At 57.9% G+C, this 21,428-nt stretch carries 15 protein-coding genes; 4 read left to right on the plus strand and 11 right to left on the minus strand.

Annotated features, from left to right (window positions below; all coding sequences use genetic code 11):
- Positions 1-51: 51 nt before the first annotated feature.
- Positions 52-1,221, minus strand: a complete 1,170-nt coding sequence (locus tag OZX64_RS05190; RefSeq protein ID WP_277171828.1) for a sugar-binding protein — start codon at positions 1,219-1,221, stop codon at positions 52-54.
- A gap of 205 nt (positions 1,222-1,426) precedes the next feature.
- On the opposite strand from OZX64_RS05190, the gene OZX64_RS05195 reads away from it, so the two are divergent.
- Genes OZX64_RS05195 through OZX64_RS05205 form a run of 3 tightly spaced genes read left to right on the plus strand, consistent with a single transcriptional unit; the run spans position 1,427 to position 3,907 of the window.
- Positions 1,427-2,584 (plus strand): ROK family transcriptional regulator, encoded by a 1,158-nt coding sequence (locus OZX64_RS05195; RefSeq protein ID WP_277171830.1) that lies wholly within the window; start codon positions 1,427-1,429, stop codon positions 2,582-2,584.
- Positions 2,585-2,624: 40 nt separating this feature from the next.
- Positions 2,625-3,521: an ATP-binding cassette domain-containing protein gene (locus OZX64_RS05200; protein ID WP_277171832.1), complete on the plus strand. Its 897-nt coding sequence runs from the start codon at positions 2,625-2,627 to the stop codon at positions 3,519-3,521.
- Positions 3,518-3,907, plus strand: a complete 390-nt coding sequence (locus tag OZX64_RS05205; protein ID WP_277171834.1) for a hypothetical protein — start codon at positions 3,518-3,520, stop codon at positions 3,905-3,907. Before OZX64_RS05200 ends, OZX64_RS05205 begins: the two co-directional genes overlap by 4 nt.
- A 167-nt stretch (positions 3,908-4,074) precedes the next feature.
- On the opposite strand, the gene metF is transcribed toward OZX64_RS05205, so the two are convergent.
- The 10 genes from metF to hemW all read right to left on the minus strand — a co-directional run bounded on the left by metF (position 4,075) and on the right by hemW (position 20,128).
- The gene (metF, locus tag OZX64_RS05210; RefSeq protein WP_277171836.1) at positions 4,075-4,929 is read right to left on the minus strand and encodes a methylenetetrahydrofolate reductase [NAD(P)H]; all 855 of its coding nucleotides are present in this window, start codon (positions 4,927-4,929) and stop codon (positions 4,075-4,077) included.
- Between the two features lie 85 nt (positions 4,930-5,014).
- Positions 5,015-7,354 carry a 5-methyltetrahydropteroyltriglutamate--homocysteine S-methyltransferase gene (gene metE / locus OZX64_RS05215; protein WP_277171838.1) on the minus strand — a complete coding sequence of 780 codons (2,340 nt, stop codon included), beginning with the start codon at positions 7,352-7,354 and terminating at the stop codon, positions 5,015-5,017.
- Positions 7,355-7,511: 157 nt separating this feature from the next.
- Positions 7,512-8,588: a tRNA (adenine-N1)-methyltransferase gene (locus OZX64_RS05220; RefSeq protein ID WP_277171840.1), complete on the minus strand. Its 1,077-nt coding sequence runs from the start codon at positions 8,586-8,588 to the stop codon at positions 7,512-7,514.
- Between the two features lie 236 nt (positions 8,589-8,824).
- Positions 8,825-9,682 carry an ATP-binding cassette domain-containing protein gene (locus OZX64_RS05225; protein ID WP_277171843.1) on the minus strand — a complete coding sequence of 286 codons (858 nt, stop codon included), beginning with the start codon at positions 9,680-9,682 and terminating at the stop codon, positions 8,825-8,827.
- Positions 9,683-9,826: 144 nt separating this feature from the next.
- Positions 9,827-10,000: a hypothetical protein gene (locus OZX64_RS05230; RefSeq protein WP_277171845.1), complete on the minus strand. Its 174-nt coding sequence runs from the start codon at positions 9,998-10,000 to the stop codon at positions 9,827-9,829.
- A gap of 117 nt (positions 10,001-10,117) precedes the next feature.
- Entirely contained in the window at positions 10,118-11,341 is a 1,224-nt protein-coding gene (gene glgA / locus OZX64_RS05235) for a glycogen synthase (protein WP_277157297.1), read from the minus strand.
- A gap of 63 nt (positions 11,342-11,404) precedes the next feature.
- Positions 11,405-11,857: a tripartite tricarboxylate transporter TctB family protein gene (locus OZX64_RS05240; RefSeq protein WP_277157296.1), complete on the minus strand. Its 453-nt coding sequence runs from the start codon at positions 11,855-11,857 to the stop codon at positions 11,405-11,407.
- A 232-nt stretch (positions 11,858-12,089) separates the two neighbouring features.
- Positions 12,090-13,622 (minus strand): glutamate synthase subunit beta, encoded by a 1,533-nt coding sequence (locus OZX64_RS05245; protein ID WP_277171847.1) that lies wholly within the window; start codon positions 13,620-13,622, stop codon positions 12,090-12,092.
- Positions 13,622-18,214 carry a glutamate synthase large subunit gene (gltB, locus tag OZX64_RS05250; RefSeq protein ID WP_277171848.1) on the minus strand — a complete coding sequence of 1,531 codons (4,593 nt, stop codon included), beginning with the start codon at positions 18,212-18,214 and terminating at the stop codon, positions 13,622-13,624. Before gltB ends, OZX64_RS05245 begins: the two co-directional genes overlap by 1 nt.
- Positions 18,215-18,760: 546 nt before the next feature.
- Complete coding sequence (gene hemW / locus OZX64_RS05255; protein WP_277171850.1) at positions 18,761-20,128, minus strand: radical SAM family heme chaperone HemW; 1,368 nt, start codon at positions 20,126-20,128, stop codon at positions 18,761-18,763.
- A 217-nt stretch (positions 20,129-20,345) separates the two neighbouring features.
- On the opposite strand from hemW, the gene OZX64_RS05260 reads away from it, so the two are divergent.
- The gene (locus OZX64_RS05260; RefSeq protein ID WP_277171852.1) at positions 20,346-21,206 is read left to right on the plus strand and encodes a hypothetical protein; all 861 of its coding nucleotides are present in this window, start codon (positions 20,346-20,348) and stop codon (positions 21,204-21,206) included.
- Positions 21,207-21,428 lie beyond the last annotated feature (222 nt).

Below are 21,428 nucleotides of genomic sequence, written 5' to 3' on the forward strand. Positions count from 1 at the left end.
GGACCGCCCATAAGGCAGGTCCGCGACCCGCATTGCCTAGTGGATGTCAAGCTACTTGACATCGGTGCCCTTGGTCAGCGCGTCGAAGCGCTGCTGCGTCACATATTTCGCCTTGACAAGATCGGTCAGGTTCTCTTGCGTGATGTTCTGAGGATCAAGAAGCTTGGAAGGCACGTCGATGTTGTTGTTGTTGAACTTGCCGTTGATGCCGGTGACCTTCTTGTTCTCCGCGATCTCGATGATCATGTCGTAGACGGCATCGGCCAGCTTGTTGACGTTCTTGAACACCGTCTGGCCCTGAGTGCCCTTGGCGATGTTGGCCACGGCGATCTCCATGGCGTCCTGACCGGTGATGTACGGCCATGAAGCGGTGCCGGGCTGCATGTCGGGGCGCTTCTCCTGGATGGCGTTGATCACGCCCTGGGAGATGCCGTCATACGGGCTGAGGACCGCATCAAGCTTCTCGCCATGCGCATAGGTGGAGTCGATGATGGATTCCATATCCTTCTGCGCCTGCTCGGCCTTCCATGACTGCACGGAAATCTTCTGCCAATCGGACATCTTGAAGTCCGCCTTCACGCCACCGCCGTGGTTCGAGGGGCTGACCAGCACGCCTGACTTGAAGTACGGCTGCAGCAGCTGCCAAGCGCCCTTGAAGAAGTACTTCGCATTGTTGTCGTCAGGAGAACCGGAGAAAAGCTCGATGTTGAACGGGCCCTTGGCGCCCTTCTTCAAGCCCAGCTTGTCGATCAGGTAGTTGGCCTCGAGCACGCCGGTCTGCTCCAGCTGGAAGGTGGCATAGTAGTCGACGGCCTTCGTGTTCATGATCAGGCGGTCGTAGGCGATGACCTTGGCACCTGCGTCCTTGGCCTTTTCAACGGCCGGCCCCACCGCGGTGCCGTCCTTGGAGGCGACCACGACGATCTTGGCGTTGTTGTTGACCATATTCTCGATATCCGCGTTCTGTTGCGGAGGCTTGTCATCGGCGAACGAAAGCAGCACCTTGTAGCCGGCGGCCTCGAGCTTCTTCTTCAGATTGTTGCCGTCCTTGTTCCAACGTTCCTCCGACTTGGTCGGCATGGAGATGCCGATGGTGTCGCCTTTCTTGATATTGCTTCCCTCGCTGGCAGCGCCGCCGCCACGGGAAGTGCCGCAGGCGCCGACGCCTACGCACATGGCCGCGCCCAATGCGAGCGCAAGCATTTTTCTTGGTAATCTCATTGCTTCTCCTTCAACTTCGAAAGATCGGATCCAGATCATTCTGCAATCCGTATACTGTGATATACCTTTTGAATTAAGTTGTCAAATTCAATTTCAAGAATTTTCGCTTTTCGTGTTTTATCATCGAATCCAATCTTCGTTGTTCCGTCTTTCCGGCCTTCGTTCCGCTGGGCAAACGTCGGAAAGACGGTTATGCTTGGTTGGTATGGCAAGACTGTTCGGTTCCCAGAGCTCACTTCGCGAGGCGAATTGCGCTAGCATCCTTGATTGCATCCATCGCTGCGGCGCCATGACCCAAATCGAGCTTGCCGAATCCACGGGTCTGTCGACCGCCACCATCTCCACCCTTGTCCGCCAGCTCGTGGCCGCCAACCGACTGACCACACAGGGCACTGTCCGCAACGGCCGACGTGCCACCTTGGTGGCGCTTTCGCATCAGAAAGGGCTAACCGTCGGCCTGCATATCAGCCGTCATAACCTTCTGCTGTCCATCCTTGACACATCGCAGCAAATCGTGGCCGAGCACAACCTTCCGTTGGCGCGCGGCCATAAAACCGACACGACACTTGGGCGCGCCATGGTCCTGCTCAACGAGACGCTGAACAACATAGGGGCCCGGGCCGAAGAGGTTCTCGGAATCGGCGTGGCCGTCTCGGCTCCGGTCGACCGGATAAGCCACACCATCGCCTTGCCCGGCATCCTTCCCGGATGGGAGGGCAACGACATCATCGGCCCCTTCTCCGAAGCGTTCCACGTTCCGGTGGTCATCGACAATGACGCGAACGCCTCGGCGGAATGCGAACGAACCATGGGCTCGGCACAGGGTAAAACCGATTTCGTCTACGTCAACGCCGGGGAGGGCGTCGGATCGGGCATCGTCATCAACGGATGCCTCCACCGCGGAGTCACCGGTCTGGCCGGGGAAATAGGGCATATCCAGGTCGACCCCCTCGGTTCCATCTGTACATGCGGCAACCGGGGATGCCTCGATACGCTTGTCGGCGAGGACAGTCTGGTCTCGCTGCTGAGCGTGACCCACGGCAACATGACACTTGCGGACCTGGTGGAGAAGGCCACGAAAGGCGACCCGGGGTGCCGAAAAGTCATTTCGGACGCGGCCATCCGCATCGGTGACGTCTGCGCCGATCTGTGCATATCCGTCGATCCCGAAGTCGTGGTGCTCGGCGGCATGCTTTCCGAGGCGGGCGACGACTTCCGCAAGCCGTTCTCGCAGGCCTTGCAGCGGTTGCTGTTCCCGTTCGTGGTCAAACCCATCCAGGTCATACCCGCACGCTATCCGATGGACGGCCCGTCGCTGGGCATCGCGTTGATGGCGCTCAGGAAAGCGGAAAATCGGCAATAGCACGACCTAGGATATATTGGAGAGGATAAGGAGAAAGGCAATGATGTCGTTTCGCAATGATGCGCCACTGCTCAGCTTGCATGACATTTCTGTGCGATTTGGTTTTGTCGATGCTCTGAAATCTGTCAGTCTCGACATAGCACCGCATGAGATCATTGCAATCGTCGGTGACAACGGGGCCGGCAAATCGACGTTGGTCAAGGTCATCGGAGGACTCCAGCAACCCGATTCCGGCGAGATCTTCTATCAGGGAAACCCGTCTGAGATACGAAGCATCCATGACGCCAACGGCATGGGCATCGTGACGGTGTTCCAAGGCCAGGAATTCTGCGAGAACCTCGACGTCACCTCCAACCTGTTTCTCGGCAGGGAGCTGCGCGACGAAAAAGGCAGGCGTGACGATGAGACCATGAACGACACCGCGCGCAATATCCTGCAGGAATTCAACTCACCCATCCGTGTAGGACAGCCTATCGGCACGCTGTCGGCAGGCCAGCGTCAAACGGTGGCACTGGCCAGGACCCTGCTCAACGACCCGAAACTCATTCTGCTGGATGAGCCCACGGCCTCGCTGTCGGTAATGCAGACAGCCGAAGTGCTCACCTACATGAAGCGGCTTCGTTCACAGGGGCGTTCGGTGCTGCTGGTCGGCCATGACATTCCCGACGTATTCGCCGTCGCCGACCGTATCGTCGTGCTCAGGCACGGCAGAATCAACGGCGTCCACGAAACCGCCGACACCACCTACGAGCAGATCATCGCCGAAATCGCAGGAGTCGACGCCGACCAGAAGACCATGGATTCCATTACGACGATGAGACAGTATGGGCGTCTGGTCAAACGCAGGACGCTCATCGATCGAACGATGGCCATGCAGGAAACGCAAAAAGACATGTCCGGGCAACCCGGCAAACGCAAGGAGGCACCGGAAGCATGAATTCCACTGATCTTATCGTCGCCATCATCATCGGCATTGTCGCCTTCGTCATCGGACTGGCGTTTGGTGCGATGCCGGGACGCACCGCCCTGATGACCGATCAGCAGAACCGTCTGCAGCAATGGATCGGGGTCGGTTTCATCGTCGTCGTCTTCGTTCTGATGTACGCCCACCTCGACATCTCCTCGTGGACCGCCATTCTCGGGGCGCTCGTCGGTTTCGCCATCGCCAAGATTCCGCCCGTCCGCGGCCTGCTGTTGGCCAGGTTCGCCATCCTGCGCCCCAAAACGAAAACACCCGGGGAAAACCGTCCGGCGCCTACAACGCCCCGAAAGCGCCAAAAGTCGAAAAAGAGGCGCAACACCACCAAGCACCACCGGAAATGACCACTCCTGCCATTCGGCCGTCGATGCAGACAGGGCATCCGCGATAATCCTGAAGACAACCGCCATCTGAAAGGTAGCGTCGCTACAGGGGAACCGCGCAGTGGCGCTCGCGCCGTATATATAGTCCATGCACCGCCGACATCCCCTTTGGCATTACTGCAGCAGGATCACTGCGGGGTGACGCTGAACAATTGCTCGACGTTGGACCATATGCGGCGTGCGATCGCCGGACGGTTCATCGTGTAGAGGTGGATGCCGTCGACGCCGTGCGCCACCAGATCGGAAATCTGTTCGGAGGCGTAGTTGATGCCGGCCTGTTGGAGGCAAGGCAGGTTGTCGCCCCACTTGTCGACGATGCGTTGCACTTCCGAGGGGATCTTGGAACCGTTGCGCTTGGTCATGTTGTTGATCGATCTGACGCTGCGTATCGGCATGATGCCGGCTTCGATCGGCACATCGATGCCTTTGGCGCGCGCCAAATCGAGGAAACGGTAGAAATCCTCGTTGTCGTAGAACAGCTGGGTGATCAGATGGGTGACGCCGGCGTCCACCTTCTTTTTGAGGTTGTCGACGTCGACTTCCAGGCACGAGGCCTCCAGATGGCATTCCGGGTAACAGGCGCCCATGATCTGCATATCGGGGTCATGCTGGCGGATGTAGGCGGCCAGATCGCTGGCATGTTCGAAATCCCCGCACGGCTCGTTGCCTTCGACATAATCGCCGCGCAACGCCAGCACGCCGAAGACCCCGGCCTTTCGGAAGAGGTCCAGCGCCTCGTCGACCGACGCCTTATCGCTGTATAGGGCGGTCAGATGGGCCACGACCGGAATGCGATAGTCGGCATTGACGGTGTGGGCTATCCTGGCGGTGTTGAGCCGGTTGGCATGGCTGCCATGACGATAGGTCACCGAAATGAAATCGGGGTCCAAACCCTGCAGCCCGTCAAGCGCATCATAGATGGTGCCTACCGGCGCATGCGGCTTGGGCGGAAACACTTCAAGCGAGAAAATCGGCGAATGCATGTCTTGTCTCCTGTGACAAATGATGTGGCCGGCATCGTTTGCTTCTGCTTGATGTCGGCCACACGTTGATGAATTTCAATCTTGCTTAGTTACGCGAGGCCTGCGAACCGTCCGCCAATTCGGCGCGAACCGTCTTGGCGGCTTCGACCATGTGCTCAAGGCTCGGCCAGGTCTCCTCATTGCCGCGGGTCTTCAGGCCGCAGTCGGGGTTAATCCAGACACGGCCGGCATCGGCCTTCTTCAGGATCGCGTGGATGCGCTCGACCAGTTCTTTGGTCGACGGGATACGCGGCGAATGGATGTCGTAGACGCCGGGGCCCACTTCGGTCTCGAAATGCGCGTCATGGATGGCGTCGAGGACGACCAGGTCCCCTCGGGAGGCCTCGAAGGAGATCACGTCGGCGTCCATGTTGTCGATGTCACGAATGATGTCGTTGAACTCCGAGTAGCACATATGCGTGTGGATCTGCGTGGTCGGCTTGACAGCGGAATGCACCAGACGGAAGGCGGGAATCGCCCAGTCGAGGTACTTCTTGTGCCAGTCGGAGCGACGCAACGGCAGCTTCTCGCGCAACGCTGCCTCGTCGATCTGGATGACCTTGATACCGGCGGCCTCGAGGTCGAGCACCTCGTCGCGGATGGCCAGCGCCAGCTGTTGGGTCTGCAGCTCGTTGCTGATGTCCTCGCGCGGCCAGGACCAGTTGAGGATGGTGACCGGGCCGGTGAGCATGCCCTTGACGACGTGCTTGGTGCGGCTTTGGGCGTACTTGCTCCAGCGCACGGTGATCGGCTCGGCGCGGCTCACATCGCCCCAGACGATCGGAGGCTTGACGCAGCGGGTGCCGTAGGACTGCACCCAGGCGTTCTTGGTGAAGAGATAGCCGTTCAGGTGCTGGCCGAAGTATTCGACCATGTCGTTGCGTTCGAATTCGCCGTGAACGAGCACATCCAGGCCGATCTGCTCCTGATGGGCTATGACCTGGTCGATCTGGCTGGCGATGAACGCGTCGTAGGTCTCCTGCGCGATCTCGCCCTTGCGAGCCTTGGCACGCATCGAACGAATCTCGCGGGTCTGTGGGAAAGAACCGATGGTCGTGGTTGGCAATTCAGGTAATCCAAGTTCCTCATGTTGGAGCTTGCGGCGTTCGGCACGGGCCGGTTGACGGACGAAGTCCTTCTCTGTCAACGAGGCAAGACGCTTAGCCACGGCCGGATCGGGTGCCACGCGGCTGCCGTCGAACAAGGCCTGATTGCCGGCCAATGTCTTCGATTTCTTACGAGTCTCGTCATCGACATCGGCAAGCTTGGCCACATCCACCAACTCACCGAGCTTCTCGACAGCGAAGGCGAAGTGCTTCAAAACCTCCGGCTTCAGTCCTGTCTCGCCTTCGGTGCTGAACGGCACGTGCAACAGGGACGAGGCGGTGGAGACGGCCACATTGCCGGTCTTGGTCTTCAATGCGTCAAGCAAACCGAGGCTTTGCGCGTAGTTGTTGCGCCAGATGTTGCGTCCGTTGATGACACCGGCGAAAATCGTGGTGTTTTGCGCGACACCGTATTTCTCGACGGCCGCGAGATTTTCGTCGCGTCCTTCGATCAGGTCGAGGCCGACCCCGTCGAACCCGAAGAGATTCACGGTTTCGTAGATATCGGCGATGTTGCCGAAGTAGGTGTTGAGCAGGACTTTGACGCTCTTGCCCGCGAGCGCGGAACGTGCCGGCAGGATGGCGGAATAAAGCGCCTTGAAAAGCTCGGTGTCGCCGTCTTCCTTGTCAAGTACCAGATACGGTTCATCGAACTGTACCCACTGGGCACCGAGTTCGGCGAACTTGCGGAGAATCTGCGCGTACACGCCGGAAACCGCATCGACCAGGCCGCGGTCAAGTTCCAGCTCTTCAGCCTGCGGATTGCGGGCCAGTTTGAGGAAAGTGTAAGGGCCGATCAGTACCGGCTTGGTGAGGATGCCCTGCGCCTTGGCCTCGTTGAACTCGTCGAAGGGCTTGGTGGAATTGAGCTTGATTTCGGTGCCGGCGTCGATTTCGGGAACCAAATAATGGTAGTTGGTGGTGAACCACTTCTTCATCGGCAGCGCGGTGACATCGCCCTCCGGGCCCTGATAGCCACGGCCCATCGCGAACAGCGTGTCTTCGGGATTTTCAAAGGAAAGCCGACGGTAGCGTTCCGGAATCACATTCAGCAGGATGGCGGTGTCGAGCATCTGGTCGTAATAGCTGAAGTCGTTGCTGGGGATCAGGTCGACTCCGGCATCGGCCTGCAGCTTCCAATGCTCGGCCCGCAACTGCTTGCCCGTCGCACGTACGTCATCGAGGCTGGACTTGCCTTTCCAGTAGCCTTCGATGATCTTCTTCAATTCACGGTCGCGCCCGATGCGCGGAAAGCCTGAAACCGATGTGAGAGCTGACATAATTCCTCCAGTGGTTGACAACGCCTATCGAAAGCCTACCAAAAATCGGGGTTCTAAGCTCATCAGTCCACTTAAGGTGTCGTTATAGATTGAAGTTATATACGTCAGACCAACCGCAGGCTCAGATGAACATGGTGCCGCTAATGCTCGCTTGTCGCTATCTGGATTCTTCGTCGACCTCGCTGATTTCACGCAGCTGGTCACCCAGATCGCGCAAGACCTTCCTGAGCTTGCGGTCGCTGATGTCGCGCAGTTCGAGATCGGCGAGACGTTCGGCCTGTTGCTGCGGGGTCAAAGAATCGATGTCAGTGACCGTGTCCTTGGTGGCGCGGTCGCGCTTGCGCAGAGCCTTAAAACCGGGAGCCATGGCACGGGTGACGATGAGGAAACCGGTGTGTCCGATCATCTGGTGATCGGGGCGCACGGCGAGGCCCTGCGCCTTCCATGTGCGTTCGAAGGTCTCCTGGACTTCCGGTTCCGTCCAGCAGCCGGCTTCGCGCAACGCCTCGCAGAACCGCGACATCTGCGTGGTCGTGGTGATGTAGGCGACGAGCACCCCGCCGGGAGCGATGACCCGATAGGCCTGTTCCAGCCGATTCCACGGGTCTAGCATGTCGAGCATGATCCGGTCGAAGGAATGTTCCGGCAGTGTGGCGGCAACACTGTCGAAATCGCCGATGAGCAAATCCCACCAATCCGGGCGTTCACCGTAATAGAGCGTCGCGTTGGCCTCGGCGATCTTGGCGAATTCGGGACGCATCTCGATGGTGGTCAGATGGCCGGACTTCCCCACTGCGTCAAGCAGGTTGAGGCTCATCGCCCCGCTGCCGGCACCGGATTCAAGCACGTTGAACCCCTCGCGAATGTCACCGAGCTGAATGACCTGCGCGATGTCCTTCGGATACATGATCTGCGCGCCGCGGGGCATCGAAAGCACATAATCGGCCAGCCTCGGCCGCATCACCGTATAATCCCAACCGCCGATGGCCCGTGCCGCTTTCCATGGCTTCGGCTTATCGTGACCCGGCGCGCCCTCGCTTATCTGCGCTTCACGCTTGGAAGTCACCGTGGTGACGATGGTGCCTTCGGTTCCGCCGATGACATCGTCGTGCAGGATGATGCCGTGGTCGGTCTGCGTCGAGCCGCCGGCGACAAGCTGGTCGGTGATCTTCTTGGACTTGCGATCCGTGAACTGGACCTTCTCCCCTGCTTGCAACGCACCACGTTTCGGCATACTCACGCCATCCTTTGTTATTTGAGCAATCAACCAACGTATATATTCTCATACCATGCGGATTGGCGGATTGCATTCACGACGCTATCGATGCCGGAAACGTCACATACGTAACCCCACATTGCATTCATACTCATTCATATTGCATTCATGACACAAAGCACACCCTAAGCGTCACAAACGCAATAGAGACCTTACACTGTTGCGGCCACCTGTCAGTTGGGACTCAAGCCTGTCTACTCTTCGATGGCGTACGCGGACCAACGGCCCTCGTCATGGGTCACCTTGAGCGGCAGGCCGAAGATACGGCTCAGGCGTTCGGCGGTGAAACCGTGCTCAAGGTCACCGGTGTAGATGATGGTTCCGGGCTGCGGGTCGGCCCCGGCGACGTTGTCCGCATGCGCGTCGGTCTCGTTGCCGGCCATACGACCCATGATGGCGACATGGTCGAAACCCTGCGGAATCTCCTCGAGCCTGTGCGTCACCAGCAGCACGGTACGCTCGGTGTCGTGCCTGCCGATGTCGCTCAACGCGCGCAACGCAAGCTCACGGCCGCCCAGATCGAGCCCGGTGGTCGGCTCGTCCAAAATCAGCAGATCGGGGTTGCCCATCAACGCCCGGCAGATAAGCACGCGGGTGCGCTCGCCTTCCGAAAGTTTGAACATCTGTTTGCCCTCGAGGTATTCGATGCCGAACATGGTCATAAACCCGCGAGCCTTGTCGTAATCGGCCTGCGTGAACTGTTCGCGCCAGCGGCCGGTGGTCGCGGTCAAGGCCGTCAACACGACGTCAAGCGGATCCTCCTCGTTGGGGAAGGAACGCGACAATTCGGCGGAGCTCAACCCGATTCGATTACGGTAGGAAAAGACATTGACCTTGCCGAGTCGGTTGCCCAGAATATCAACGGTTCCCACGGACGGGAACCCGCGGGTCGCCATCATGGCCACGAGGGAAGACTTGCCGATGCCGTTGGGGCCGAAGAGCACCCATTTCTCGCCGTATTTGAGATCGAGATTCACATCGGTCAAAATGACGCGACGGTTCCTACGAAATTCCACATTGCTCAGTTTCAGCGCCGAAACAGCTTCGCCCATTGTCATCCCTTCACCGTGAATTGGTCTTTGATCGCGCGGATTGCTCCGCGCTCATTAGACTAATCGCGAAAAGTCACCCAAAATGCCTTGATTCCATAATGTGACGAAACAGGTGCCCTTCGCAGGTGCTCTTCAAGGAATCGTTCAGGTGAGAAAACTCGCGACCAACAGAATGACGCCGAAAAAATAGAGGCAACAGCCTGCAACGATCTTGACGGTATGCAACGTCCGTTTCTTTGCGAACGCGGCGGAAAGGCAAAGCGCAGTCGCCAGGACGGCGATGACGGCGATGAGCCCGTAGAGCACATACTGGAACATGTCGCGCCTTTCCTGCCTACCGGTTCACGGTGCTTGGTGACCGCGAAGATTGCGAAACAATCATATCTGCGCAATCCAAATCTAACATTTCTTGAAGCAATGGCCAAAGTCCTGCCGTCAACGCAACACCTGACGGTACACGTCCATCGTCTCATCTGCGATGCGTTCCCAGCTGAACTCGTCACGGGCACGCCTGAAACCGGCCTCGCCCATCGCTTTGGCCCGCTTTGGATCCGACATGAGACGATTGATGGCCGCAGCCATGTCGTGTACGAAATCATCAGGATGCGTCGGCGTGCCGGTGCCGTCATGCTGCTGCTCGATCGGCACCAGATAACCGGTCACACCGTCGACCACGACTTCCGGAATTCCGCCGGTGGCGCTGGCGACAACCGGCAGGCCGCATGCCATCGCCTCGAGATTGACGATGCCGAGAGGCTCGTAGATGCTCGGGCAGACGAACGCGTCGCTGCCGTGTTCCAGCGCGTTGAGCTCGGGACGCGGCAGCATCTCCTCGATCCAAACGACGTTGCCGCGTTCGGCCTTGAGCTGTGCGAACGAGGAACGCACCTGCGCGCCGAGTTCCTCGGTATCCGGGGCTCCCGCGCACAGCACGACCTGGATATCCTTGTCGATCAGGTGGATGGCCCGCAGCAAATAGGGCAGGCCCTTCTGCCGTGTAATCCGTCCGACGAAGAGCAATGTGGGCATGTTTCGGTCGATACGATAACGCTCGAACACTTTCCAGCCCGGATCGTCGGGATCGGGAGTGGCGAAGTCGGCAACCGTGATGCCGTTGTGGACGACGGAGACCTTTGCCGGGTCAATCGATGGATAGGCCGTGCGAATGTCCTGTTTCATGCCCTGAGAGACGGCGATGACACGGTCGGCATGGGTGAAGGCGTCACGTTCGGCCCAGGAACTCAGGTTGTATCCGCCGCCAAGCTGGTCACGCTTCCACGGGCGAAACGGTTCGAGGCTGTGGGCGGTGACGACAAGCGGGATCTCGTGCATCTGAGCCGCCAACCGACCGGCCAGGCAGGCATACCACGTGTGGGCGTGGACGATGTCACCATCGACATCGTTAGCCATTTGAAGGTCCACTGCGAATGTCTGCAACGCCATGTTGGCCTGCGACAGCTCTCGGGGAACGTCGTAACCGACCACGCGCAAGCTGCCGCCGGGTACTTGAGGAACCTCATCAGGTGTTCTGGGGCCGTCGAAGGCGCGAACCGTCACGCCGGCGCGTTCAGCGAGCACTTTCGACAATTCCTCGACGTGCACGCCGGCGCCGCCATAGATATGCGGAGGATATTCGCGGGTCAGCAAATCAATTTTCATACGCGTCAATCAACCTTATTCGCCTGTCACTATTGCACGGCGGCCTGCAGAATGAACCATCGCCTAAATGGCCGTACCGTTGGAGTCAAGGTTCGGGTTGTGCCGATAGTTGCCGGCGGTGAAGAAAAGGCTCAGCACGCCGATGACAAACACCACGGAAACGGTGACAATCAGCCACAGCGGATGCCTGGGCACCCACATCAGCACCGCGAAGGCGACACCGGCGAGGATGATCAGCGTCCAGCTGATGATCCTGAACCACTGGTGCAGCGAATGCGGCGCCTTCATGACTTTCGGATCGCTGTAGTTGGGGTCGAGGTTTTGCGCCGGCGCCGAAAGCTTCTCGGCCTTGGGTTTCCATTCGGCATCGCCGTTCTCCTCGAGGCGACGGCTGCGCTCCTGCAATGAGTACTCGTCAATGAGCCCTCCGCGGCCACGATTCTGTGGCTGATTGGGCTGCGGCACCCCCCTGCGGCTCTGCTTGGCTTGGGCACGGCGTTCGGCGCGATTCGGCATCTCTGTTCCTTTCGGCTTTTGAATTTCGTCCTATATGTGGATTTTAGTCCTAGGCCTGTCAAACCGATGACTCACACTTTTCCGAAGCTTCAAAAAAGTGTGAGCCCTAAACGAACATTCCTCTCACAGCGATATCGAAAAACCGCGGAATTCCAAGGGTAAACAAGGTTTTACTGACAGCCGAACGTTCGTTTGGCTCACATTTTTTACAATCATCAAAAAACGTGAGCCTCTACAGCTTCATAGGTTTCTGCGTGGAGACGATCGGGGCGGGGAGTTCGGTGGTTCCGTTGAGGAAGCGGTCGACCGCGGACGCGCAGCTGCGGCCTTCGGCTATCGCCCAGACCACAAGACTTTGGCCACGTCCGGCATCGCCACAGACGAACACGCCGTCCTGGCTGGTCTCGAACTGCTTGTTGCGTGCGAGGTTGCCCCGACGGTCAAGGTCGACCGGGAGCTGATCAAGAATCGTGGAAGTGTCCGGATGAAGGAAGCCGGTGGATATCAATACCAGATCCGCGTCGATGACCCGCTCGGTTCCGGCAATGTGCTGGCGTTTGCCATCGGCCGTGCGTTCGACGTCGACGACCTTGACACCGGTGACATGGCCGGATTCATCGGCGACGAACCCACTCGCCAGGCCGTTCTCATCAAGCGTGACGCGCTCGGTCTGCGCGATTTCCTCGACTCCGGTGAAGCTGAGGGTATCGGTGTTGTATTCGTAGGTGCCGCCCTCCTGCATCGAAGTGGTTGGCTGGTAAAGGCGAGCGTAGGTGGGCCAAGGCTGGTTGTCGGGACGCTCGGTCGGCTCTTTGGGGTTGATCTGCAAGACAGTGACACTCGTGGCTCCTTGCCGGATAGCGGTACCAAGACAGTCCGAACCGGTGTCGCCGCCACCGATGATGACGACCTTCTTGCCGTTGGCGTCAATGTCATTGATCGGTTTCTTGCCTTCGACACGCCGGTTGGCATCAGGAAGGAAATCCATGGCGAAATGGATACCGTCAAGTTCGCGTCCGGGTACGTTTACATCGCGCGGCACGCCGGAGCCGATGGCGACAACCACGGCATCGTAACGCGAACGCAGCTCGTCCCAGCTCAGATCCTTGCCGATCTCCATGTTTGTACGGAAGACCGTGCCCTCGGCCTCCATTTGTTCGATGCGCCGATCGATCAGATGCTTGTCGAGTTTGAAGGACGGGATGCCATAACGCATGAGCCCGCCGATCTCGTCGTCACGCTCGTAGACGACGACGGTGTGGCCGGCGCGTGTCAGCTGCTGGGCGCAAGCGAGGCCGGCAGGGCCGGAACCGACGATGGCGATGGTCATGTCGGTCAGACGTTGCGGCGGCATCGGCTTGACATAATCGAGCTTCCACGCCTGATCGATGATGGCCTGTTCGTCGGCCTTGATCATCGTCGGCGGCTGATGGATGCCCAGCACACACGCCTGTTCGCACGGTGCCGGGCAAATCAAACCGGTGACCTCGGGGAAGTTGTTGGTTGAGGAAAGCCGTTGATAGGCCTCCTCCCACTGCCCCTGGCGCACCAAATCGTTGAAGTCGGGAATGATGTTGCCCAGCGGGCAGCCGGTCATGCAGAAGGGGGTGCCGCAGTCCATACACCGCGCGGCCTGCTCCTTGGTCCAGGGCTGGAAGCCGGACTGGGCGTGCACGTCCTTCCAATCGCGGATGCGCTCGGCGACCGGACGGTCCTGCGCCTCGTGGCGGGTACGCACCTTCAGGAATCCTCTGGGATCGCTCATCAGTCCACTCCTTCCATCACATGTTCATAGACGTGCTCCCACGCCCCCGGCGCGTTGAAATCGACGTTGTCGGCGCGGGCTTCATCCATGGCCGCGCTCATCGCCACGAATTGCTTGGGCACGATATGAGTGAATCGGGTCTTGTTGTGCTCCCAATCGGCAAGAAGATCTTGTGCGAAAGCCGATCCGGTCTCTTCGGCGTGCCGCTTCACCAGCTGGTGAATATGTTGCGCCTGCGCGTCATCTAACGTTTCGAACAGCAGGGACCCGGACTTGAGAGCACCCGGATTGACCTTGTTCATATCCAGATCGAGCACATAGGTATGGCCTCCGGAGAAGCCGGCACCGAAGTTGCGTCCAGTGGGGCCGAGCACCACGACGGTGCCGCCGGTCATGTATTCGCAACCGTGGTCGCCCACGCCTTCCACGACGAACGTCGCGCCGCCGTTGCGTACCGCGAAGCGCTCGCCGGCCCGCCCGGCGACGTACATCTCGCCGCTGGTGGCACCGAAGCCGGTGACGTTGCCTGCGATGACATTGGTGTGCGGGTCGAAATGCAACGCCCCGTCTACCGGGCGCACGATGACGCGTCCGCCGGAAAGCCCCTTGGCCGCATAATCGTTGACCTCGCCGTAAATGCGCAACGTCTCGCCTCGCGGGATGAACGCGCCGATGGACTGGCCTCCGGAACCACGCAACGTCATGTCGATGGTGTCGTCGGGCAGGCCTGTGGCACCGTAGCGTTTGGTGATCTCGTAGCCGACCATCGTGCCGACGGTGCGATTGACGTTGCGAATCGGCAGGTCGAGGCGAACGGGTTCACGGTCGTCAAGTGCGGGCTTGACAAGCTCGATGAGTTTATTATCGAGCGCCTTGTCGAGCTCATGATTCTGCGCGATGGTCTGATGCAGAATCGTCCCCGGTGTCGGGCCAGCCTGGGCGAGCACGTTGGAGAGATCCACGCCATCGGATTTCCAGCGTTTGATGGCTTCGTTCTGATCAAGGCATTCGACGTGGCCGACCGCTTCTTCAAGAGAGTGGAAGCCGAGCTGCGCCAACAACTCCCGTACTTCGCGGGCGATGAACATGAAGAAGTTGACCACATATTCGGGCTTGCCGGTGTAGCGCGCCCGCAGCTCCGGATCCTGGGTGGCGATGCCCTGCGGGCAGGTGTTGAGGTTGCAGGCTCGCATCATGACGCACCCCTCGGCCATCAGCGCGGTGGTGGCGAAACCGAATTCCTCGGCACCGAGCAGCGCGGCGATGACGACGTCACGGCCGGTCTTCAACTCACCATCACACTGCACGACGATACGCGAACGCAAACCGTTCAAGATCAAGGTCTGCTGGGTTTCAGCCAAACCGATCTCCCAAGGAGTGCCGGCGTGCTTGATCGCGTTGAGCGGAGCCGCGCCCGTGCCGCCGTCCGAACCGGAAATCAGCACGACGTCGGCATGACATTTGGCCACACCCGCAGCGACGGTTCCCACACCGAACTCGGAGACGAGCTTCACATGGATACGCGCCTTGGGATTGGCCATCTTCGCATCGTAGATCAGCTGCTTCAAATCCTCGATCGAGTAGATGTCGTGGTGAGGCGGCGGGCTGATGAGCTCGACACCGGGGGTGGCATGGCGCACCTTGGCGATCCACGGCGGTACCTTCGCTCCGGGCAGATGACCTCCCTCGCCAGGCTTGGCTCCCTGCGCGAGCTTGATCTGCAGGTCCGTGGCATGCACGAGATAGTCGCTGGTCACGCCGAAACGCGCCGAAGCGATCTGCTTGATTCTGCTGGAACGCATGGGGTCTTCGATGCGGTCGTCGGATTCGCCGCCCTCACCGGAATTGGAACGTGCCCCGATGGAGTTCATCGCGATGGCCAATGTCTCGTGGGCCTCTTGCGAGATAGACCCATAGCTCATCGCACCGGTCGAGAACCGCTTGACAATCTCGCTTTCCGGTTCCACTTCATCCAGCGGAATCGGCTTGCGTCCCTCGGCGAATTTCATCAATCCGCGCAAGGTCATGATGCGGTTCGACGTGTCGTTGACATGCTGAGAATATTTTTTGAACAGGCCGTAATCGCCGCGCTGGGTGGCCTGCTGCAGCAGGAAAACGGACTCGGGATCGTTCAGATGGTCCTCGCCGGTGCGACGCCATTTGTATTGGCCGCCGACACGCAGCCTGCGGTGCGGGGTCGCCGTCCACTGATTTGGATAGGCGACACGGTGGCGTGTGGCGACTTCCTCGGCAATCTGGTCAAGCCCGATGCCGCCGACACGCGAGGTGGTGCCGGTGAAGTACTTGTCGATGACGTCCTGGTTGAGGCCCACGGCCTCGAAAAGCTGGGCGCCGCGATAGCTCATGATGGTGGAGACGCCCATCTTGCTCATGATTTTCAGCACTCCGGTGGAAAGCGCCTGACGCAGGTTCTCCACGCCTGTCTTGGCATCGACCTTGAGGAACCCGCTGCGAGCGAGGTCCTCCACGGATTCGAAGGCGAGGTAGGGGTTGACGCAGGCCGCGCCATAGGCTATCAGCAGGGCGACGTGGTGAATCTCGCGCACGTCTCCCGCTTCCACGGCCATCGAAACCTGCGTGCGGGTATGCGTGCGCAGCAAATGATGCTGCACCGCACTGGTCAGCAGCAGCGAGGGAATCGGCCCCCACGTATGGTTCGAGTCACGATCAGAGAGCACGAGGAAATTCTTGCCATCGGCGATGGCCTGATCGATCTCATCGAAAATCTCTTCAAGTCTCGCCTCGAGCGCCTGCCCTCCCCCGGCTACCTGATAAAGGCCGTGGATGACGAACGGCTTGTAGTAGCCGCCGAGCACTTTGGCACGGTCGAGACGCTTCAGCTGGGCCATCTCATCGGAGTCGATGACCGGATTGTCGATCACGATCTTTTTGGCCGCGAGCTGCACATCCTCAAGAAGGTTCGGTTCCGGGCCGATAGCCGAAGCCAGCGAGGTGACGATCTCCTCACGCTCCCAATCCAGCGGCGGATTGGTGACCTGCGCGAATTTCTGGGTGAAATAGTCGAACAGCATGCGGCTGTGGTTGGAAAGCACCGGCTGAGGAGTGTCGTTGCCCATCGCGCCGATGGGCTCCTTGCCGGTGTTGGCCATCGGGGCCAGCAGAATCTTGATGTCCTCCTGCGTATAGCCGAAGGCGCGCTGGCGGCGAACCACGGAAACGTTGGAATGACGGACATGCTCACGCGCCGGCAGATCGCGCAGACGCACGGCATTGCCTTCGATCCACTTTCGATAGGGATGTTGGCCTGCCAGCTGGTGTTTGATCTCGCTGTCCTCGATCATGCGCCCTTCGAGCGTATCGATGAGGAACATCCTGCCGGGCTCGAGCCTGCCTTTGGCGACGATACGCTCCGGCTCGGTTTCGGGCAGCACTCCGGCTTCACTGGCCAATACGACATACCCGTCGTCGGTGATCTGCCAGCGGCCAGGACGGAAGCCGTTGCGGTCAAGCTGCGCGCCGACCAACCTTCCATCGGTGAAGACGATGTTGGCCGGCCCGTCCCACGGCTCGATGAGGCTGTTGTTGTACTCATAGAACGCACGCACATCGGGGTCGAGCGTCTTGTCCTTCTCCCAAGCGGGAGGCAGCATCATCAACACCGCGTGCGGCAGGCTGCGGCCCGCGAGATGCAACAGCTCGAGGCATTCGTCGAACGTGCCGGAATCCGAATAGCCGGGGGTGGTCACCGGCAGCAGCGGCTTGAACTCCCCCAGCAATTCGCTGCTGAATTTGCCCTCGCGCGCCGAAAGCCAGTTGCGATTGCCCTGAATGGTGTTGATCTCACCGTTGTGTGCGATCATGCGGAACGGCTGCGCCAACGGCCAGCTCGGGAAGGTGTTGGTGGAGAAACGGGAATGGACGATTGCGATCCTCGTCTTCATCTTCGGCGAAAGCAGATCCGAGAAGAAACCGGTAAGCTGCATGGTGGTGAGCATGCCCTTATAGGTGATGGTTCGCGCTGAAAGCGAGGCGAAGTAGACGCCGGCCTCGTGCTCGACGCGTTTGCGCACGCGGAAGGCCTTGCGCTCGAGGTCTATGTCTTTAAGGGGTGGCTGGCCTTGCGCCGAGGCCATGACGAGCATCTCGAAAGCCGGCATGCTGGCGAGCGCCTGCAAACCGAGCCCGTCGGGATTGGTAGGCACCGTCCGCCATGCCAGGACTTCCAGTCCCTCTTCTGCCACGATATCGGCGATTTGACGCTTTTGCTCCGCCGCATCCGCCAGACCGCGATCGAGGAAGGCGATGCCGGCCGCGTAGGATCCGGCTTCTGGCAGCGGGCAATCCGAGGGTGTTTGAATGACCGAGCGCATGAATTCATCCGGCATCGCCATGAGGATTCCGGCACCATCACCGGTGTTCTCTTCGGCACCCACTGCCCCGCGATGGTTGAGATTGACGAGCACTTCGATCGCGTCGTCGACGATTCTGCGTTCCGGTTGCTTGTTGAGGGTGGTGACCATGCCGACACCGCAGGCGTCATGCTCTCCCGCCGGGTCATACATACCGACCGCTGGATGAACCGTCAAATCAAGTGGGCTCTTACGTGTCACCACAATCACCTCTAACTTCCGTGGAACCGTACCTGCGTTGCAAGTGCTTTCACAGAGTAGCGGCAAGTCATGTCAGAAATGTATCGTTGTCCAATTTCAGACGAATTCTTCCATATTGTGGACACCCATCCAGCAACGTGAATCGTTTATGGTGATTATCTCTGCATATCGCTCTCGGCAACGACAGCAATCACATTTCTACGGCATTTTTTGTGATTATCTCAGCACACTCACCGATGTTGCAGAGGAAATCACACAAAAGCGGTCACACATGTTGTTTACGCATACGACAAGACGTTGCTTCACGTTGAAAAGCAGAAAACATGACTCCTCATTCTGCTTTTGCACGCAGCCAGATACCATACAGCGTTGAAAAGCAGATTTTCAGCATGGAAACACTGCTTTTCAACGCAAACAATCAGGTAGCCGCGTCAAAAAGCAATATTTTGGTGCCATAAATCTGCTTTTCAACGCATTCGCCATCCCTCGCTTTACAAGAACCGCGGGTAATCACATTGATTTAGCGGTGTTATAAAAGACTCAGTTTCACCATCCGCAGATGTCGAGCACCTCGGCGATCAGTGTATCGTTGAGCAACCGTCCCTTGCCGGTGGGAACGATGCGATTATCGTCACAGACCTCGATCAGCCCGTCTCGTTCGATATCGTTGAGCCGGCTGCGGTCGACAGTATGCCCGGACGCCTGGTCGATACGCGAAATATCAAGCCCCTCATGCAGACGCAGACCGAGCATCACCGTCTCCTCGAGGTTCTCCTCGTGGGTAATGGCCTCGCTGCCAGCCCACGGCACGCTACCCGCATGCATCGCTTCTGCCCATTTGCGCGGATGCGCGATGTCCCACGCGCGGACGCCGAACTGGCTGGCATCCGATTGACCGTCGCTTGCTGTGCCGAACGCTTCATCTTCACCAGTCTGCTCGGCTTTCGAGAGGTCAACAACCTTGATGCGGGCATTAGTCGCATTGCCGTCAGCCGCGGCAACAACCTTTCTGAATCCATCTTCGTCGATATCGCGAACGCTGGAAACCACATGTTCCTGCCACGCGCCAACGTTCGACGTGCGATAGTGCGAATGCGCTCCGGGGCCGATACCAGTCCAATCGACGTTGCGCCAGTAGCCCAGGTTATGCCGGCTCTCATAGCCCGGCCGCGCCCAGTTCGAAATCTCGTACCATTGCAGGCCGGCCTGTTGGAAAAGGTCATCGGCGATCTCGTACTTGGCGGCCTCGTCGTCGTCATCGGGCTTGGCGATGGTGCCGGCCTTGATCTGCCGCCCCATCTTGGTGGTCGGCTCAACGGTCAACGCGTACGCCGAGATGTGGTTAACGCCAAGTTCGATGGCCGTCTCGACCGATGTGCGCCAATCGGCTATGCTCTCTCCGGGAGCGCCATAGATGAGGTCGACGCTGGAACGCAGGCCGACCCTGTTCGCCGCCTTCACCCCGGCAGTGACGTTGGCCGGCGTGTGGGTGCGGTCAAGCGTTTTCAAAACGTGGGGGACAGCCGATTGCATCCCGAACGAGATACGGGTGAATCCCGCAGCCGCCAAGGTCTCCAAGTACCGCTCATCGACAGTGTCGGGATTGGCTTCGGTGGTGATTTCCGCGCCGTCCTCGATGCCCCACGTTTCACGCACCGCACGCAGCATCCGACCAAGGTCATCCGCCGGCAGCAACGTCGGCGTCCCTCCCCCGAAGAACACCGTCGATGCCGCCGGTTCGTCGATGCCGTGCCGCTGCTGCCAGACGTGCACCAACCGCATTTCATCAATGACAAGGTTCGCGTAATTGCCACGCGACGCGCCACCACCCATATCGACGGCCGTATACGTGTTGAAATCGCAGTACCCGCACCGCCGATAGCAAAACGGCACATGAATATACACTTCGAACATAACGTTTCAGTTTAGCGCGAGGCACACATTTTTATGACAATTCCAAAGCGACATTAGTGTCACAAAAGATACGATTTTGTAACCAATCACACGTAGCCTCTCATCACTACTTGATTGCGCACCGGTTAAAAATTAAATCATGAGTTCCATCAACTTACATTGAATTCGTTCGAAACACGAAATATCATCATGGATAAAGACCTCAAAGGAGACTAAAATGTCTGAAGACGATATGGCTGACCGTCAACAACCAGTGTATTGGAATTATTTATCGCAAACAGGCCAATTTTACTCTTGCGATTATTTCTGCACGCCCTATAGAGATCCCGACACATATAATCCAAAACTTTACAAAGACATATTACAAGTTTATAACCATAGAAGAAAGACGATGAAATTGGACTTGCCAAAGTTATCATTGTCAGAAACGAATAAACCATATTTAAAAGACGACAACAAAAAACGTTACAGTACGGATGGGATCGGGCCTTCTCGTCATTATGCGGAACAAGCAAGTCTTACCTATTGCGACGTCGCAAAGTTTTTAACATGGTCAAGAACCATTGGCGGCCACATGCTATGGCCCCGCCATCCTGGTTCAATTAATACCCGAAGAGGGAATATTGCTCTCAGAGATAGGATAGATTTAGCTCTTTACGAAATTAAAGAATTTATGAATCTGTATCTTCATAATAATCTTAAAAAAGATGATAAAGGTCGCACCATCGTATTTAGCACTCATCTAAGATGTATTATTCAGAACGAAGATGAGGACTGGCTTAAAAGATTCCAAAATCCAAAATCATCACAATCATGGTTCCAAAACTTTATTGATTTTTGGAAACTAGAAGACTTTGTAACTAAAAATTATGAGGTTATGTCACTCGAAAAATGCGATATAGAAGAAATTCGAAAACGGACATGCTGTCAAGAACATCTAGTAAACCCTGATTCTTACGGAAAAGGTAATAGAATAGGCAACCGAACAAACTTTCTTCACTATTCAGAAAATCTGAAAATCATAATTACTAAACGAACTCAAAAACTCAACGCAATTCTCAACGACAAGTACGAATAAAACATCAAAGAACAATCGATCAATCGTGCTGGTCTTTACCGTCAACCTATGAGAAAAAATAAAGACCAGCACGATTGAATCCATATCTTAATCTTAAACACCACTTAAAAGCAAACGATTTCCAACGCTAACCTCAAACTCGTCATTCCAACTCGAAAGCGTACATCAGCACCAAATCGATGACTACGATGATGATATAAATAATTCCCGCGCGCTTGCCGA

Origin of the sequence: Bifidobacterium sp. ESL0704, from assembly GCF_029392075.1 — a bacterium.
GTDB lineage: Bacteria > Actinomycetota > Actinomycetes > Actinomycetales > Bifidobacteriaceae > Bifidobacterium.

What these genes read in the sequence shown, in the direction of transcription:
- OZX64_RS05190 (WP_277171828.1), bottom strand. Translation starts at nt 1,221, where the DNA reads ATGAGATTACCAAGAAAAATGCTTGCGCTCGCATTGGGCGCGGCCATG.
- OZX64_RS05195 (WP_277171830.1), top strand. Translation starts at nt 1,427, where the DNA reads ATGGCAAGACTGTTCGGTTCCCAGAGCTCACTTCGCGAGGCGAATTGC.
- OZX64_RS05200 (WP_277171832.1), top strand. Translation starts at nt 2,625, where the DNA reads ATGATGTCGTTTCGCAATGATGCGCCACTGCTCAGCTTGCATGACATT.
- OZX64_RS05205 (WP_277171834.1), top strand. Translation starts at nt 3,518, where the DNA reads ATGAATTCCACTGATCTTATCGTCGCCATCATCATCGGCATTGTCGCC.
- metF (WP_277171836.1), bottom strand. Translation starts at nt 4,929, where the DNA reads ATGCATTCGCCGATTTTCTCGCTTGAAGTGTTTCCGCCCAAGCCGCAT.
- metE (WP_277171838.1), bottom strand. Translation starts at nt 7,354, where the DNA reads ATGTCAGCTCTCACATCGGTTTCAGGCTTTCCGCGCATCGGGCGCGAC.
- OZX64_RS05220 (WP_277171840.1), bottom strand. Translation starts at nt 8,588, where the DNA reads ATGCCGAAACGTGGTGCGTTGCAAGCAGGGGAGAAGGTCCAGTTCACG.
- OZX64_RS05225 (WP_277171843.1), bottom strand. Translation starts at nt 9,682, where the DNA reads ATGGGCGAAGCTGTTTCGGCGCTGAAACTGAGCAATGTGGAATTTCGT.
- OZX64_RS05230 (WP_277171845.1), bottom strand. Translation starts at nt 10,000, where the DNA reads ATGTTCCAGTATGTGCTCTACGGGCTCATCGCCGTCATCGCCGTCCTG.
- glgA (WP_277157297.1), bottom strand. Translation starts at nt 11,341, where the DNA reads ATGAAAATTGATTTGCTGACCCGCGAATATCCTCCGCATATCTATGGC.
- OZX64_RS05240 (WP_277157296.1), bottom strand. Translation starts at nt 11,857, where the DNA reads ATGCCGAATCGCGCCGAACGCCGTGCCCAAGCCAAGCAGAGCCGCAGG.
- OZX64_RS05245 (WP_277171847.1), bottom strand. Translation starts at nt 13,622, where the DNA reads ATGAGCGATCCCAGAGGATTCCTGAAGGTGCGTACCCGCCACGAGGCG.
- hemW (WP_277171850.1), bottom strand. Translation starts at nt 20,128, where the DNA reads ATGTTCGAAGTGTATATTCATGTGCCGTTTTGCTATCGGCGGTGCGGG.
- OZX64_RS05260 (WP_277171852.1), top strand. Translation starts at nt 20,346, where the DNA reads ATGTCTGAAGACGATATGGCTGACCGTCAACAACCAGTGTATTGGAAT.